Genomic DNA, 16,311 nt, shown 5'->3' with positions numbered 1-16,311 from the left:
AGAACCTGCGAAATGACTATAGAATAAGTCAATCTATGTGAAACCTATAGTCCAACAGAGCAGGCAGAGCCGCAGTGACCTATATCTTTGTGTCCTACGCCAGTGCTGACCGCGAGTTCGTCGCGCGGCTGATCCCTGATCTCCAGAATGCGAACATCACCGTCTGGATTGACCAGCTCAACCTGAAAACCGGAACGCCCGACTGGGAACAAGCCCTTCGGTCAGCGATCTCTCAAGCTTCTGCAGTACTGCTGATTGCGACGCCTCAGTCACTCAAGTCCCAACCCGTCTCAGCTGAACTTGCTATCGCCCGCATGTATAACGTGCCTGTCTATCCGGTGTGGGCGGACGGGCAGCACTGGGTTGAAGCGATCACGATGGATCGCTTCAAGTCGCAGTATATTGACGCTCGCAGTGAGAAGTACAGCGCGGGGTTGGCGGCCATCATCGCGACGCTCGGCGGTCAAGGCATCACGCCTGCCGTGCCCGAGGCCATCGTTCCACCGGCGGCGGCTGAAGTCCCCATCTTCAATCCGTATAAAGGACTGCGCGCCTTCACCGAACAAGACTCGGCGCTGTTCTTTGGGCGGGAGCGCTTTGTCACGCAGCTCGTGGACAAGCTCGACGAAACGCTGCGGAACAACGAACCGCGCCTGCTCGCTGTGATTGCGCCAGCGGCTCTGGCAAGTCGTCGGTGCTGATGGCGGGTCTCCTCCCGAAGCTGCGTGGCGGCGGGATTGCTGACAGCAACCAGTGGCACTATCTCCCAGCGCTCGTGCCCGGCGCACACCCACTGGAAAGCCTCTCTGATGCACTGGCTGGCGTGCTGCCCAACGTGAGCATGACCGCCCTTGATGAGGATTTGCGCAATCCGAACGGGCGCGGACTGCACCGCCTAGCTGGGCGAGTTGGCGGGGAACAACACGTTGTACTCTACATAGACCAGTTCGAAGAGCTGTTCACGCAAACTGCTGATGAGGCAGAACGAGCGCAGTTCATCAGCCTGCTGACCACGGCCATTACCGAGCCGGACGGCAAGCTGATCGTGCTGCTCACCCTGCGCGCGGATTTCTACGACCGACCGCTCAACTATCCAGAACTCGGCGCGCTAATGGACGCGCACAGCGGTGTCGATTTTGCCGATGGCGCTGGCCGAAGTCTTTGACGCCGTGCAGAAACCCGCCACCGCCGCGGGTTTAACCTTCGACGAGGGACTGGCCGCCGATCTCGTATTTGAAGTCCGCGAGCAGCCCGGCTCGCTGCCACTGCTGCAATTCGCGCTCGACCAGTTGTACAAGGCGCGCACTGACCGGCGGCTCACGCGATCCGCTTATGAGGCTATCGGCGGCGTGCGCGGCGCGCTGGCGAAACACGCCGAAGCAGTCTATGCGGGTCTACCAGCGGATGCCGACCGCACCTTAGCTCGCGCCTTATTTCTGCGCTTGATTGAGCCGGGTGCCACCGAACAGGACACTGTGCGCCGCCGCGCCGAACGCTCTGAATTGACACTCGCTGATAGTTCTCAGACCGAACGCCTACGCACCGTCGCCGATACCTTCGTCGATGAACGTCTGCTGGTCACCAACCGCACGGGAGACACAGAAACGCTGGAAGTGGCGCACGAAGCGCTCATCCGCGAATGGGAGCGCTTGGGCACGTGGCTGCACGAAGCGCGCGAGGATATTCTGCTTCAGAAGAAGATTAGTGCAGATACCCTCTCATGGGTCAAAGACAATCGGCAAGCAGACTACGGAGCGCTCTACAGTGGGCGAGTCCTGCGTGAGGCCCTGCAATGGGCGGAACAAAACCTGCCAAGCGCCGACGAAGCGGCCTTTCTACGCGCGGGGACGGAACGAGAAGCACAACTGGAAGCGCTCGAACTCTCGCGCAAGCGCGAGCTGGTGAAAGCCGCCGAACGCGCTGAGACATCTCGCCGTGCATCGGTTGCCGCGGCGAACCGAGCACGTATCATCCTCCTTGCTTTGATCGCCTCTGTGCTCATTGCAGCAGTCGCCTTCTTCCTGGCTAATGCCCAATACGTTGCCAATCAGAGCAGGCGAATGCCACCCCTGACCCTCGTTGGCGAGCAGGTGCTGAGTGCCAATGCCGCACTGACCCCGATCCCGATCACGCTTGCCGCCGCCAATGCACAAGTCACGGATGCGGCAGCGCTCGTAGCCACATCGGGCGCGGAAGCGACCTACGCTTCCGCTTTGGTCAATGAAGTTGTCAACGATACCAACCGACAGCTAGACGCTGCTGCAACCGCACGGATCGGTGCGGAGAACGCAGCGGCAGATGCCGGAACACTCGTGGCAAATGCCACGGCGACACTCGGCGCCGTGCAGGCGCAGGGGACGCAAGTCGCGGCACAGGCAACCTATTTCGGTATCGAGCAGGCGCGTATCGGCACACTCTCGGCAGGTGCGGTGGTCATTCCGCCGGGCACACTGACGCCAGAACTGCTGCTGCCAACATTGACCGGGATCGCGCAGCTTCGCCTGTGGGAACCACGCATCATCGTCGAGGAAATTGAGGGCGTGAAGATCGAGATGGTCGAAGTACCGCCGGGCTGCTTATAATGGGCAGCGTGGCGGGCGGGGATGAGGTCCCCGTGCATGAGCAGTGCTTCAATGAACCGTTCCGCATGACCGCTACGAGGGTCTCCTGCGCAGTTCACCGCGCTGAATGGCGAGATGGCAGCAGATTTCGCGTTCCCCGGTGAGGCTCGTCCGGTCGAGAACATCAACTGGTTCGAGGCGCGCGATTTTTGTGCACTGCGCGAAGCACGCTTGCCTACCGAACGCGAATGGGAGTATGCCGCACGCGGCCCCGACAGCCTGACCTACCCATGGGGCAATGTTTTCGTGCCGGAAAACGTGGTCTACAACCGTGTCGCAGCGCAAGGGACAGCGGATGTGGTGGATGCAGAGGGCAACCCTGCCCGACCGGGCGGTGCGTCGTGGGTGGGCGCGCTGGACATGAGCGGGAATGTATATGAATGGACGAGTACACGCTACGATGAGCTCGACTATTCACAGCTCACACTCAACTTTCAGGGGCTGTTCCCATACCCGTACCGCGAGAACGACGGGCGTGAAGCGGACGAAACGCAAATAGCTTTTAATCGCCGCGTATCAGAACAATCATTCTACGTACTGCGCGTTTTACGCGGCGGCGCGTGGGACTTCACGGGCACGGTCGTCCGGGGTGCGGCTCGTAACAAAACAGCCCTGAAGGCGTGAGCGGCAACTTCGGTTTTCGCTGTGTCCGCTCGTTGACCTTCGGTCAACATAGTTCTGATGCCTCATCGCCGAAGCAAGTAGGGACGATTTGTGTGTAGGGACGGGGCAATCTCCCGCCATTTTTATCTGCCTAACGCCTTAAAAAAACGGTCTATCCTAGTATACAGACCGTCATACAATATATTGACTTACTATTAAGGAGTGTCCAAGTAGGTCGTTAAGCCGCCTTTTGTCGTGGGTGATCATCTATCTGGGACGGCGATTGCTCGCCGCCTCTAGCAGCATACCCGGCGCGGGACGGGTCGCCCCAGTGCGCCTGCTTTGCCTTGCTCCCGGTGGGGTTGCCTAGCCGCCGACATTACTGCCGGCGCTGGTGGTCTCTTACACCACCGTTTCACCCTCGCCGCCCTTGCAGACGGCAATATACCTCTCTGTTGCCCTATTCCGTCGGGTCACCCCGCCCGGCTGTTAGCCGGCACCGCACCCTATGGAGGACGGACTTTCCTCGACGCCGCAGCGCCGCGATCACCTGACCTGCTTGGACACACCTGCCATTATAGACGCTTGTGCGCGCCGCACAGAGGGCGGATTCACATGAACAGCGGGTAAATAGTTGGGTAGACGTGGGTTGTCATCGCCTTTACAATGAGACAGGTATTGTTACAGGAAGTGTGGATGGCTACCCTCGTCAAACCGAGTTCTCCCCAGCGTTCACTGCGCCGCCTGCTTCAGCGCGTGCGTTCCTATTACGCCCACGGGGAGATCACCGCGCTGGTGATCGCGGTGCTTTTGTTGCTCATGCCCGCCCTGTCGCTGAACAGCGCCGCGGGTTGCTCGATATGCGCACGCTGCTGCCCGTCGCGGCGCTGAGCGTGTTTTTCGGCTTTGTGCTGGCGCGCAGCCAGTACAACGAGCTGATCGGCTTAATCATCACCACCATTTACGGCGGCTGTTTCGTCGTGCTGATCGCCGCGCTCAATGACCCCGCGGGATTGGGGCGCGGCATCTATAACGTGTTCATCCGCCTGTTCACCTGGATTGTCGACGCGACGACGGGTGGCATTAACCAGGACAATCTGATCTTCACGCTGCTGGTATCCAGTCTGTTCTGGTTTTCTCGGCTACAACCTGTCATGGCATCTATTCCGCATCGACCGCGTGTGGCGTGCGATTCTACCGCCCGCGCTGATTTTGTTGGCGAACAGCATCTACTACACCGGGGCGAACAACCTCGACGGCTACCTGATCCTGTTCGTATTCCTGTGTCTCCTGTTGATCATCCGCTCGAACCTCGACGCGCGTGAGTGGGACTGGTATCTGCGGGGCATTCGCTTCCCGCGCAAAGTCCGTAACCAGTTTTTCCGCGTGGGCGCGGTACTGGCGTTGGTGATTTTGACCGCCGCCTTCATCATTCCCTCCAACGACATTCAGGAGCGGCTCAACCGCTTTCAGGAATCCTGCAAAACGACCCGCTGATGCAGTTCAGCGAGTTCTGGAATCGCCTTGTTCGAATCGGCGGAGACGCAAGGCCCAGCCACGACCGATTACTACGGCAGCGACGAACTCAGCCTCAGCGGATCGATCCGTTTGGGCGATCGGGTCGTGTTTCTCGCCAGCGCGCCACAGGGTCGGCGCTACTACTGGCGGTCACGCACCTTTGACAACTACAACGCCGGGACGTGGACCTCCGCCGCGCAGATCCGCCTCACGGATCCCGATGCGCCGCTGGACATCCTGCATGAAGCCTACTTCCCGGAGGCGCGCGCGTGCCCGTCCAGCAGATCTTCACGATGGGTTTGAATGCGTCACGCTTAGTATACTGCGCCGCAGCCGCTCCGCGTCGACCTGCCGACGCGCACGGACTTGAGCTATACCGCCGCCGAGAATTCGCCCGATCAGAGCATGGTGATTTCGGTCATCCGTCCGATGCGCGTCGTCTACGAAGGCGAATCGTATTCCGCGACCAGCCTGATGCGCAACGCGACGGGCGATCAACTGCGGCCAAGCGGGGACGAACTATCCGCAGTGGGTGCGCGACACGTGTACCGTCGGCGATCCCCAGCGCGACGGCCCGCACGCTGGCTCGCCCAACAGATCGTTCAACGAAGCGGGCGCAGTGACGCCGTACGACCGCGCCAAAGCGCTGAGGCCTGGCTGCGCGCCAACATCACGTACAGCGAGACGATCCCCGGTGCCGCCCGCCAACCGGGATGCGGTTGATTGGGTGTTGTTCGATCTGCGGCGCGGCTACTGCAACTACTACGCGTCGGCGATGGTGGTCATGCTGCGCACCATGGGTATCCCCGCGCGCATGGCGGCAGGCTTCGCGCAAGGTGAATGGGATGCTGGCTGAAAACGCCTATGTCGTGCGCGAAAAAGACGCGCATACATGGGTGGAGGTTTATTTCCCCGGTTACGGCTGGGTGGAGTTTGAGCCAACTGCGGCGCAACCGCCCTTCGTGCGTCAAAACGATGACCCGCCCGCGGTGATCGCTCCGACACAGCCGCCAAGCGCGACGCCGACCTTCACGCCCTCGCCGACGCCGACTAACACGCCGGAACCGCAGGATGTCGCGCCGACCGACAGCCGCTCGGATCTCATTCCGCCTACGCTGACTAACACGCCGACACCAACGCCCTCCCCACGCCCGTGATCATCCCGACGCAGCCGCCGCCGATCTGCCCACAGCCGCGCTCACCGCTCGTTCCTGATTCCGGCGATTGCCGGGGCATTGCTGGTCTTGCTGGCCGTAATTCTGCTCGCAGGGCTGGGCGTGTTCATTTACTGGTGGTGGGAATGGCGCGGGATGCGTGGGATGAGCCCAATTGCGCGCGCTTACGCCCGCCTCGAACGCTATATCCCGATGATCGGCATTCGCACATCGCCGCAGCAGACGCCCAGCGAACGCGCGCAAACCATTGTGCGCGAGCTACCGCTTGCCGAGCCGCCCATCAACGCGATCACGCGGCTCTACAGCTCCGAGCGTTACGGACGTCCGGCGCGTGAAGCCGATCGCGCTGCAGCATGAGACTGCTGACCGCGCTTGGGTCGATGCGCGCTCGAACATTCTGGCGCGCTGGTTCCGCCGTGTGTTTATGCCGTGGAAAAAGTGAAGGACTGAGGTGAAAGGACTGAGGACTGAGTAACAAACCGACACGGTTTGTTTCAAGTAAGTTCGCAGAAGTAATCCACGAGGTGCTGTAGGGGCACACCTAGGTGTGCGCCCCACAATGGGCAGACACAGAGGTCTGCCCCTACATAAGGACTTTCGGAAAACTACTTCAGTCCTCAGTCCTGTAGTTACTCAGTACGCGTTTACCGCTCGTTGATGAGGCTGAACACCATCGGGCGGCGTTTGGTTTCGTTGTAGAGCATGCGGCTCAGGGCTTCCTGCAGACGATCCCGGCGGCGACCATTACGGATCTGCCGGGTGCTGTTAAGCACCTCGATCACCGTGCTCTTGATCTGTTCGAGCAATTCATCGGCGTCTTTCAGATAGATGAAGCCGCGCGAGATGATTTCGGGGTCGCCGATCAGGCGTCCGTCACCATCGACCGTTGCCACCACCATCATGAAACCGTCGCGCGCCAGAATTTCGCGATCGCGGAACACAGCGCGACCGATATCCCCTACGCCGCTGCCGTCCACAAAGACATAACCGCCGGGGATGCGTTCATTGGTCATCCGCGCACCGTGGCGATCCACTTCGATCACCTGCCCGTTTTCGACCACAAACACATTTTGCGGCTGGATGCCTGACTGCATCGCCAACCGCGCATGTGCGCGCAGATGGCGCAGTTCACCGTGAATGGGCATGAAGAACTTCGGGTTCGTCAGGCTCATCAACAGGCGCATCTCTTCCTGATTCGCGTGACCGGACACGTGCACGGGCGCAATCGGATCGTAGATGACTTCTGCGCCCCGCTGGAACAGGCGGTTGATCGTGCGGCTGACCGTCTCTTCGTTGCCGGGGATGGTGTGCGACGACAGCACAATCGTGTCGCCTTCCATCACGTCGAGGCTGCGATGCTGCCCCGTCGCCAACCGTCCGAGCACGGCGGTCGGTTCACCCTGCGAACCCGTCGCCATGATGACAATACTCTGCGGTTGGTAGCTGCTGATGCGATCCAGTTCGACGATCATATCGTCGGGAATGTCGAGCAGACCAATCTTGAGCGACGTTTTGACGTTCTCGCGCATGCTGTGACCCGCAATCGCGAGCTTACGGCCATAGCGCCGTGCCAAGTTAGCCACCTGCTGAATACGCGAAATGTGCGAGGCGAAAGTCGCCACAATGATGCGGCCCTTGGCATCGCGGAAAATATCGTCAAAGGCGGCATTGACGATGATCTCCGACTGCGTCCAGCCCGGTTTTTCCGAGTTGGTGCTGTCGCCCATGAGCATGAGCACGCCGCGGCGGGAGAACTCCGCCAGCTTGGCGTAATCAGTGCGCTTGCCGTCAATCGGCGTGTTATCGAATTTGTAGTCGCCGCTGTACACGATCAGGCCGTGCGGCGTGTTGATGCCAAAACCCACGCAGTCGGGAATGCTGTGGGTGACATGGTAGCTTTCCAGCGTGAACGGCCCCACCGTGATGGTATCGCCGGGTTTGAACACGTTGATGGTCGTCTCGTTGCTCAGGCGCGCGTCGCGCAGCTTGACTTCGATGAGCGCGGCCGTGAGCGGTGTGGCGTAGATCGGCACTTTGCGGAACTGGTCGATGACATGGGCCACCGCACCCGTATGGTCTTCGTGACCATGAGTGTAGACGATCCCATGCAGGATCAGGTCTTTACGTTCGAGAATGTAGCGGAAATCAGGAATGATATAGTCGACGCCCAGCATGTCATTTGCAGGAAACATCACCCCGGTATCGATGATGAACGCGTCGCGCCCATACTCGAACAGAGTCATATTCTTTCCGATTTCCCCGCACCCACCAATCGGGACGATTCGGAGCTTCGGTTTTGTTTTTGCCATAGGTGAATGGGCGCACACAGGCGCCCTCGTCTTCCTTTCAATACGAAAGATAGCTTACATTAAATGCAAGTCTCGTAATAAATTGATGCAATCTCTTTGGGACCGCTCGGCGGAGCTTCCGAGCAGACGATCATTAAAAGTCTGATGAACATCAGCTATTTCTGGCCATTATAGCATAAATCTCAAACGCGCGATCTGTCTATCCACATTACGGCGCAAATCTTGAGAATCTGCTCATCTTCCCAGCGTATGCGACAGGTTGTTGAGAACCTGCTCGGCGGTCACAGGCGGCTCCCCTTCCCAGCTCACCCGCTGGATGAGCAGCGCGCCATCGCTCGTCAGCACGACCACCCCTTCGCCACGGCGAATCTCGATCACGCGCCCGATCACGCGCCCTACGTAGGGCGGCACGGCGACGCGCTGCGCCGCCCAGATATACAGGCGATGACCGTTGAGCGTGGTAAAGGCGCCGGGATAGGGCGCGCTCACGGCGCGGATCAGGTTGTAGATCACCGCCGTCGGCTGTGTCCAGTCGATGCGGTTATCCTCGGGGATGCGCTTGCAGGTATAGGTCGCGCGGCTTTCGTCCTGTTCCGTGCGCCCCGCCGTCCCGTCCAGCAGCGCGGGGAGCTGCGCCGCCAGCACCGCCAAATAGCTTTGCGTGACGGCTTCCATCACATCGGCGATGGTGTCGTCGGGGCCAATGGGCACACGCTGCTGCGCGATGATGCGGCCGCTGTCGACGCCCTCGGCGATCTCAAACAGGGTGACGCCGGTGTGATCTTCCCCATTGATGATCGCCCACACCGTGGGCGCAAAACCGCGGTAGGCGGGCAGCAGCGAATCATGCAGCACGTACGTCCCCAGGCGCACCCGCTCATAGACTTCGCGCGGAATGAGATAGCGCCAACTGACGGTCAACATCAAGTCGATGGGAGTGTTCGCCCAGAAATCCGCCCACTTGGGCGCGCCGACCTGCCGCGCCTCGTAGAAGGTCGCGCCATGCGCTTCCGCCAACTGCTGGATATCATCCAGAAACGGCGGTTCGTGCGCCTCTTCGCGAAAGCTGAACACGATCAGTTCGGCCTCCGGTTGCTGACGAATCAATTGTTCGAGGACACGGAAGCCGCGCCGCGTCGCACACAGCAAAGCAATGCGCATTTGCCGTTAACCTAGCTTCCGCTGGCGGGCGAGAACGGCCGTGGACCAGCGGTGATACCAACTGCCAGTCGCCGTGGGGACAAATCCCTGCCGGGTATATAAACGCTGCGCGCCCACGTTGCGCCCCTGCGTGACCACCTCAACCGTGCGGAAATCGCGCTCCCAGAACCAGCGCAGCGTCCCCTGAACGAGGCTGGAGCCTAAGCCCTGACCGCGCGCCTGCTCGCCAATGGCGATCAAGGTGAGCTTGGCGCGGCGGCCTTCCGGCGTCTGCGCGATTTGCAGCGCTGAATAGCCCACGGGCTGCTCGTCGCCCTGGTCGACGAGCACCGCATCGGCAATCGCCCCGGCCATGCTCCGCTCAATCCACGTCACAAAGAGATCATCGCAGCGATTGTCGGGGATGACCGGGTCAAAATAGAAACGCGAGTCCCGGTGTCCAGTGCGGGCAATCTCCCGGAGCACGGGCAGGTCTTCCGGTTGGCTCAAGCGGATGGCGGTGGGCTGCGGTGGCGGTGCGGTGAGCTTCGCCGTCAGCACGACACGGTTATCAACGTACATAAAACCGCCTTGCTGCGCCAACCATGCCGTTTGACGATCCGCCGAATCGGCGAGGAAGTACAGGCAGTCGACCGGCTGCTCCGCGCACCATGTTTCGATCTGCGTCAACGTCTCCGCGGTCAGTTGATTGACGTTGGCGCAACCAATGTTAAAGCCGAAGAAGTCGGGATCCCAGTCGAGGCGTTGGCAAAGATCAGTCATGCCGCTCCTGTGTGTTCACGCACCGTATAGACCGGGCGGTCCATCGTGCGGAAGTGAATGCGCGCCAAGTATTCGCCGATGACGCCGAGCGCGAACAACTGCGCTCCGCTGAAAATCGAGATGATCGAGGCGATGAACGGGAAGCCCTGCACCACCTGCCCTTCGACCAGGTAGCGTCCGATCACATATACCAGAATGATCACCCCGAACGCCGCGAGTACCAAACCAATGATGCTGGCAATTTGCAGCGGCAGTGTGCTGAACCCGGTGATCATGTTGATAGCATGGCGAATCAGCTTGCTCAGGGTGTAGCCGGAGACGCCAATCGTGCGCTGCTCATGCCGCGTGGTCACCGCGCCGAAGCGGGTAGTCCCCCACGTCAGCAGCACGTCGATGGAGACATACGGGCTGCTGTAGTTGGCGAAGGCGTCGCGCAGAACCGCACGGAACACGCGAAACGCGCTGACTTGGCGCGCGATATCGACGCCCATGCTGCTCTGCAGGACGAGTTTGGTCGCCTGAGACGCGAGATCGCGCAGCAGGCCGTGCTGTTCGTGTTCCGGCGCGCCGTAGACCACATCCAGATCGTTGGCGCGGAGATAGTCCAGCATTTTGGCGATTTCGGCTGGCGGATGCTGCAAATCGTCGTCAATGGTGACGATCAACTCGTAACGCGCCTGGCGAATAGCGCAGAGGAGCGCGTTGTGCTGCCCATAGTTGCGCATCATATTGATGCCGTGCACCCACGGGTAGCCCGCGGCCAGTTCGCGAATCGCCGCCAACGTTTTACCGCCGTCCGGGCTGCCATCGTTGACGATGATCGCCTCAAACGGCGCGCCACCCGTCAACGTGGGGAGCACGCGCTCCAGTTCGGCGATGAGCGGGGGCAGGCTTTCGCTGCTGCGGTATGCCGGAATGACAACGGAGATCGATTCCAAATCGTTTAGTTCCTCAGCGGACGCCGAACCGCGGGCGTCCCGGCGACATTAACTGTACAGATAGCGCTGGTGCATGGCAGCGTGCGTCTCCTGCACGACCTTGAGCACGGCATCCGGGCAGTGTTCGCCGGGCACGCCGCCCTGTTCAATGTAAGCGTTGCGCAGGATGCGCCCCCAGTTGCCCGTGCTGCGCAGCTTGGGATCATTGATGTACTGCTGGATCGTTTCGGCTTCGTGCCCGCTGAGCGGTTCGAGCATCCGTTCCAGACTGGTATACACCTCGTCAATGTCGCGCGGCATCACTTCGTCAATCTCTTCGAGCGCGGCATGCATAAAGCGACGCTTCAGCGAATAGAACTCGGAGAGGCGCATCTGCCGACCGCCCGCCGTGGTCAGCACCATGTCCGTGCCAACGCGATCCGACTGATCTTGCTGCGCGTGGAACGATTCAATCGAGAGCGGGCCGAGGATGTCCCACATCACCTTGTTGTCGTGCATCGGGCCGAGGTCACAGCCGTGCTTGCGGAAATACGATTCGACTACGGCGTGCGTGAATTCAAAGTCAGTGATGACCGCTGCCATGCGCGACGCGCTGATGTTGGTCGGCATGCCTGTGCTTTCGACCGTGCACACGCGCTTCGACGTAGTGAGGTCAGGGCGCACGCGCCCGATCGGGTTGTGCATCACCGAAATCGGCAGGCCGAGGTCGTCATTGTACATGGTGGCGCGCCCGGTCGCGTTGGCGCGTTCCAGCAGCAGCAGTTCGGCATATTGATCCAGCCCATTCGCCATCAAATGCGGGCTGATCGGGAGTTCGAGATAGCGCCCGGTGACGGTCGTGGCGCGGACGTATTCGCGCGCGTCGAGCAGTTCCGCATCGCAGGTGCCGTTGATGAACGGGCAGCCCTTGAGCACCGCCGAATTGGCGATCGCCGTCGCGCTCTTGAGGATGGTGTAGAACGTGAGCAAGCCGAGCGCTTCGGAGCGGCCCGCCAAGTCAATGTGAATGTGACAGCCCTGATTGCGGAACATGTTCACATGGTGACAGGTCGCCGGATCGACATGGAAGCGCGCCTGCGCATCCGCCAACCGCTGCGCGTATTCCGGGAACAGACCGTTGACTTCCAGCATGAGATCGACCGCCGTCTGCACCTTCGGGTGATCGGTCATCTTGAAGTCAGATTCGGTCGGGTAGCACGAAAAGACGGCGGTGATCAACCCGGTGTCTTGGCTGGCAGCGGCGAGCGCGGTCAAAATGCCGTTGAGCGCGTTGCGTGTCTTCACATAGCCGACGCTCGGCGCAATGTGGGCTTCGACCTGATACTGGCAGGCTTCGCGATCCAGCTTGGGGTAAATGCCGATGCGCAGCGCATGGTTGTAATAAGCGCTCATGAAATTCTGCACGGACTGTTCCGAGGGCGATGCGCCATCCGGGTGCAGCAAGCCGAGTTCGATCTCCGCGCCGATCACGCGCATCCGGGTGATCGAGTCTTCCGTCTCCGCCACATTCGTGTGGTTGACGCTGGGGTTCATGTTGTACGGGACAATGCTTTCGGCGAGGCTGTGCCCAGCGCGGTAACGACTGCTGACGACACTGCCCAAAATAATCTTGCGGCCACCATATTCTGAAAGAATGACATTTCCACCAGAACCAGCGGCATCGTCAGTTTTGTAGAGGCTGACCGGAGCGCCCACCGCTTCGGACAACTTGTTGAGGGGCAGTGTATCACCCGCGTGCTGCAGCGTGTCTAACTGGCGGTTGAACTGCCGCCGTTGGCGCTCTATTTCCAGCCACGGAACATCCTGACTGAACGCCGTCAGTGCGTCATTAGTCGGCAGAGACATCCGCATTGTTGAAACTCCCGTCATATTTCTAAACACACCGTAATTGTGTCTTATCCGCGCCTATCCTTCAAGTCATTATGTTCGCGATCTTGGAAGCAAAAATCGCGGCGCGCGGCTCCCCCCAGCCGCATGGACGCGGGCGACTGGCCGCATTATCCTAACGATTGGAAAAGAAACGCAATTCCGAGTATTATCTAGCCTATAAATTGCAGCCCTCATTTAACGGAGAGCGCCCTGAATGACGACGATCTATTCCCTCCCTAACGTGGAGATCACGCATCTGGTCGATATTGTGGAAGAGCGCCCGATCGCCCTGCTCGCCGGGGAACGCGCGTGGCGCGCAGTCAATTCCCTGCTGAGCCTGCCGATTGTGGTACAGGCTAACCCGGAACGACTGGAAGCGGATTATCTGGACGGCCTCGCGGCTGATCTGCCACCTGAAGTTGAAGCGGTCTACGGGATCGGCGGGGGCATGGTGGCCGACGCCGCCAAATATATCGCCTCGCGCCGCGGGCTGCCCGCCGTCGTCATGCCGACCGCCTTGTCGGTCGATGGTTTTTTCACCCCCATCGTCGCCATGCGCGGCGGCGGTTCGGTCAGCTATGTTGAGACCGGCCCCGCGGAACGCATTTACATCGACTGGGACGTGATTCGCACCGCGCCGCAGCATTACCGGGGCGCGGCCATCGTCGAACTGCTGACGATTGTCACCGGGCTGCTCGACTGGAAGTACGCTGCCGAGCATAACAAGAACACGGCGGACATGCGCTACGTCGAATGGGCGGCCAAGGTCATGGCGGGCATTGCGCAGCAAGCCTTCAAGATCGCGGCGGGCGTCGGACGCGGCAACGTCGAAGCGCTGCGCAACCTGCTCGATCTGATGTGTCTCGAAGTGCAGATCACCAATCAACTGGGGCACACACGCCCGCAAGAAGGCAGCGAACAGTACTTCGCCTACGCGCTCGAACCGCGCATGGTCACGCGCCATATGACGTATGCCGATATGGTCGCGCCGGGCATTCTCATCTCCGCCGCCCTGCACAATCAGGACGTCTCGTCGATCCGCTCCACGCTGGAATCGGCGGGCATTCGCCTCAACCAACTGACGGCACAGGACATCCGCGACACCATCAACATCCTGCCGAACTACGTACGCAAGCACAACCTGCCGTACAGCATTTTGAACGATCTCGACCTCACCTCGGAACGCGTCGACGAAATTCTGGCGCAGACCGGGCTGGACAAATCGAGCTAAGCCCATTGACGCTCAGCCCGCCAGTGGTGTGGGCTGTGAACTCGTCGCACCGGCGTGAGTCCACTCACCCGGTGTGACGCAGACAGCGTCTTTGTCAATGTACGTACACCTCAAGCAAGAAGGACAGCAAAGACTATGATTCGCTTTGGTACGGATGGTTGGCGGGCGGTGATCGCCGACACGTTCACCTTCGCTAATTTGCGCATGATCTCGCAGGCCGTCGCCGACTCGGTCAAGAAGAACCACGTCGGCAGCGAACCGCCGCAGGTCGTGATCGGCTATGATACGCGCTTCCTCTCTGACCGATTCGCGGCGGAAACGGCGCGCGTGCTGGCGGGCAACGGCATCATCGCGTGGCTGACGCGCACCGACGCGCCCACGCCTGCGATCTCCTACAATGTCAAGGAAATCGGCGCCGACGCGGGCGTCGTGATCACCGCGAGCCACAACCCGCCGCGCTACAACGGCTTCAAGCTCAAGGCGAGCTATGGCGGCAGCGCGACCGCCGAGGAATGCGCCCGCGTCGAAGAGGCGCTGGTTGACATGGAACGCGATGCGCGCGGCCCGAACATCATGGAATTTCAGAAAGCGGTTGATCAGGGTTTGATCCGGCGCTTTGACCCGGCGTGGTCGTACTATCAGCATCTTGCCACGCTCGTCGACCTCGACAAAATCTCCGAAGGCGAGCTGAATATCGTCTCGGACGCGATGTGGGGCGCGGGGCGCGGCGCGTTCACGAGCATTTTGTCACGCACGCGCTGCCACGTGACCGAAATTCGCGGCGCGCTCAACCCCGGTTTCGGCGGCATTCACCCCGAACCGATCCTCAAGAACCTCAACGAGCTGGTCGCTGCTGTGCAGCGCAACCAAGCCGATGTTGGCCTCGCGACCGATGGCGACGCGGATCGCATCGGCGCGGTTGATGCGCGCGGCAACTTCATCGACCCGCATCACGTGATGGCGCTGGCGCTGCGGCATCTGGTCGAACGCAAGGGGCAGACGGGCGAAGTCGTCAAGACCGTCTCGACTACGCTGATGATCGATTCGATCTGTCGGAAGCACAACCTCACGCTGCATGAGACGCCCGTCGGCTTCAACCACATCGGCGACCTGATGATGCACAAAGACATTCTGATCGGCGGCGAGGAAAGCGGTGGTATCAGCATCAAGGGGCACATCCCCGAAGGCGATGGCATCATCATGGGACTGCTGCTGCTCGAAATTATGGCGACAGAAGGCGCGCCGCTGCACGAAATCGTCGCGGATTTGCAGGCGGAACACGGCCCGGCGCACTATTCGCGGTTGGACGTGCACCTCACGGCGCAAAAACCGAAGAAACAGATCGTCAGAGCGCTGCAAGACAGCGCCCCGGCGACGCTCAACGGCGAGCAGGTCGTACGCGTCGACACGATGGACGGCATCAAGTTCTACATGAGCGACAATTCGTGGCTGCTGATCCGCCCGAGCGGGACGGAACCCGTGCTGCGCACCTATGCGGAAGCGCGCACGCCGGAAGCGGTCAAGGCGCTGCTGGAAGCGGGCGACGCGATGGGTCAGCGCGTCACCGGGCACTAAAAGCAAAGATACTTAACGCAAAGGCCGAACAGAGGACACAGAGTGAAAGTTTAATGAATTTTCTCTGTGCTCTCTGTGTTCTCTGTGGTTCATATTTTGTTACTTGATCAAGGTTTCGATCTGCTGTTTGACACTCTCGGCGTCACGCACGTGCCAGCCAATCGCCGCGGCTTCACCCTCTGCCCCCGTGAAGTTCACCTTGAGAATCGGCGTGAACGACCAGCGTCCCATGAAATTTGACACCAGTTCTACGGACTGAATTCCCCGGATAGGCACGCGGAATTCGCGATTCGTCACCCACTGCTTGAAGTACAGCTCATCCCGCGTGATGACCAGAATGCCGTTTCCGCGCAGGCGCACACTCGGATCCGCGGTCAGGCCGGCGAAATTGGCGTTGAGCACCGCCAGTGCCTGCGGAAACTGTTCCCGGGCCTTCGCGATCTGCGCCCGTGACACTCGGCTGAGAATCAGCAGCGTCACGACCATGATGATGCCGACAATGACGAGCGTTACAACCGTGATGAGAATGCCGAGTTCCAGTGGGTTCAT

General features: G+C 60.4%; 18 protein-coding genes, 1 other RNA gene and 1 pseudogene. 13 read left to right on the top strand and 7 right to left on the bottom strand.

The annotated features are described in order from the left end of the window. Nucleotides 1-74 precede the first annotated feature (74 nt). The 3 genes and pseudogenes from IPK17_RS40810 (at nt 75) to IPK17_RS32800 (ending at nt 3,245) form a co-directional block, all read left to right on the top strand. Nucleotides 75-1,165: pseudogene (locus IPK17_RS40810) on the top strand (nSTAND1 domain-containing NTPase). Further along, the gene (locus IPK17_RS32805; protein ID WP_343421940.1) at nt 1,128-2,582 is read left to right on the top strand and encodes an nSTAND1 domain-containing NTPase; all 1,455 of its coding nucleotides are present in this window, start codon (nt 1,128-1,130) and stop codon (nt 2,580-2,582) included. Before IPK17_RS40810 ends, IPK17_RS32805 begins: the two are co-directional and overlap by 38 nt. A 114-nt stretch (nt 2,583-2,696) precedes the next feature. Continuing rightward, a complete protein-coding gene (locus IPK17_RS32800; protein WP_343421939.1) occupies nt 2,697-3,245 on the top strand; it encodes a formylglycine-generating enzyme family protein in 549 nt (182 codons plus the stop codon). A gap of 202 nt (nt 3,246-3,447) precedes the next feature. Here the strand turns inward: IPK17_RS32800 and rnpB are convergent. Further along, nucleotides 3,448-3,786: RNase P RNA component class A (gene rnpB, locus IPK17_RS32795), an RNA gene on the bottom strand. A 134-nt stretch (nt 3,787-3,920) separates the two neighbouring features. On the opposite strand from rnpB, the gene IPK17_RS32790 reads away from it, so the two are divergent. From IPK17_RS32790 to IPK17_RS32755, 8 genes are all read left to right on the top strand, one after another. Continuing rightward, nucleotides 3,921-4,115: a hypothetical protein gene (locus IPK17_RS32790; protein WP_343421938.1), complete on the top strand. Its 195-nt coding sequence runs from the start codon at nt 3,921-3,923 to the stop codon at nt 4,113-4,115. Next, entirely contained in the window at nt 4,085-4,549 is a 465-nt protein-coding gene (locus tag IPK17_RS32785) for a hypothetical protein (protein WP_343421937.1), read from the top strand. Before IPK17_RS32790 ends, IPK17_RS32785 begins: the two co-directional genes overlap by 31 nt. Further along, the gene (locus tag IPK17_RS32780; RefSeq protein WP_343421936.1) at nt 4,518-4,721 is read left to right on the top strand and encodes a hypothetical protein; all 204 of its coding nucleotides are present in this window, start codon (nt 4,518-4,520) and stop codon (nt 4,719-4,721) included. The genes IPK17_RS32785 and IPK17_RS32780 overlap by 32 nt, the downstream gene beginning before the upstream one ends. Nucleotides 4,722-4,748: 27 nt before the next feature. Next, on the top strand, nt 4,749-5,045 hold the full coding sequence (locus IPK17_RS32775; RefSeq protein WP_343421935.1) for a hypothetical protein: 297 nt from the start codon (nt 4,749-4,751) through the stop codon (nt 5,043-5,045). Nucleotides 5,046-5,108: 63 nt separating this feature from the next. After that, nucleotides 5,109-5,465 carry a hypothetical protein gene (locus IPK17_RS32770; RefSeq protein ID WP_343422609.1) on the top strand — a complete coding sequence of 119 codons (357 nt, stop codon included), beginning with the start codon at nt 5,109-5,111 and terminating at the stop codon, nt 5,463-5,465. Then, entirely contained in the window at nt 5,362-5,598 is a 237-nt protein-coding gene (locus tag IPK17_RS32765) for a transglutaminase-like domain-containing protein (RefSeq protein ID WP_343422591.1), read from the top strand. The genes IPK17_RS32770 and IPK17_RS32765 overlap by 104 nt, the downstream gene beginning before the upstream one ends. Further along, on the top strand, nt 5,588-5,899 hold the full coding sequence (locus IPK17_RS32760; RefSeq protein ID WP_343421934.1) for a transglutaminase domain-containing protein: 312 nt from the start codon (nt 5,588-5,590) through the stop codon (nt 5,897-5,899). Before IPK17_RS32765 ends, IPK17_RS32760 begins: the two co-directional genes overlap by 11 nt. An 87-nt stretch (nt 5,900-5,986) precedes the next feature. Further along, complete coding sequence (locus IPK17_RS32755; protein WP_343421933.1) at nt 5,987-6,274, top strand: DUF4129 domain-containing protein; 288 nt, start codon at nt 5,987-5,989, stop codon at nt 6,272-6,274. Nucleotides 6,275-6,561: 287 nt separating this feature from the next. Here the strand turns inward: IPK17_RS32755 and IPK17_RS32750 are convergent, their stop codons facing one another. From IPK17_RS32750 to IPK17_RS32730, 5 genes are all read right to left on the bottom strand, one after another. Next, nucleotides 6,562-8,226, bottom strand: coding sequence for a ribonuclease J (locus IPK17_RS32750; protein ID WP_343421932.1), 1,665 nt, complete (start codon nt 8,224-8,226; stop codon nt 6,562-6,564). A 234-nt stretch (nt 8,227-8,460) separates the two neighbouring features. After that, entirely contained in the window at nt 8,461-9,387 is a 927-nt protein-coding gene (locus IPK17_RS32745; protein WP_343421931.1) for a methionyl-tRNA formyltransferase, read from the bottom strand. A 6-nt stretch (nt 9,388-9,393) separates the two neighbouring features. Further along, entirely contained in the window at nt 9,394-10,149 is a 756-nt protein-coding gene (locus tag IPK17_RS32740) for a GNAT family N-acetyltransferase (protein WP_343421930.1), read from the bottom strand. Then, nucleotides 10,146-11,087, bottom strand: a complete 942-nt coding sequence (locus tag IPK17_RS32735) for a glycosyltransferase family 2 protein (RefSeq protein WP_343421929.1) — start codon at nt 11,085-11,087, stop codon at nt 10,146-10,148. Before IPK17_RS32735 ends, IPK17_RS32740 begins: the two co-directional genes overlap by 4 nt. A gap of 48 nt (nt 11,088-11,135) precedes the next feature. Continuing rightward, complete coding sequence (locus tag IPK17_RS32730; protein ID WP_343415670.1) at nt 11,136-12,938, bottom strand: hypothetical protein; 1,803 nt, start codon at nt 12,936-12,938, stop codon at nt 11,136-11,138. A gap of 232 nt (nt 12,939-13,170) precedes the next feature. Here IPK17_RS32730 and IPK17_RS32725 point away from each other — a divergent pair, with 232 nt between their 5' ends. Both IPK17_RS32725 and IPK17_RS32720 read left to right on the top strand, forming a co-directional pair. Continuing rightward, complete coding sequence (locus IPK17_RS32725) at nt 13,171-14,187, top strand: iron-containing alcohol dehydrogenase (RefSeq protein ID WP_343421928.1); 1,017 nt, start codon at nt 13,171-13,173, stop codon at nt 14,185-14,187. Nucleotides 14,188-14,322: 135 nt separating this feature from the next. Beyond that, nucleotides 14,323-15,762: a phosphoglucomutase/phosphomannomutase family protein gene (locus tag IPK17_RS32720; protein WP_343421927.1), complete on the top strand. Its 1,440-nt coding sequence runs from the start codon at nt 14,323-14,325 to the stop codon at nt 15,760-15,762. 99 nt (nt 15,763-15,861) lie between these two features. Here IPK17_RS32720 and IPK17_RS32715 read toward each other — a convergent pair whose 3' ends face one another. Further along, nucleotides 15,862-16,311: a hypothetical protein gene (locus IPK17_RS32715; protein ID WP_343421926.1), complete on the bottom strand. Its 450-nt coding sequence runs from the start codon at nt 16,309-16,311 to the stop codon at nt 15,862-15,864.

Source organism: Candidatus Flexifilum breve, assembly GCF_016713355.1.
The sequence above is the reverse complement of the archived record's forward strand: the minus strand, read 5'-3'. Positions and strand labels throughout refer to the sequence as shown.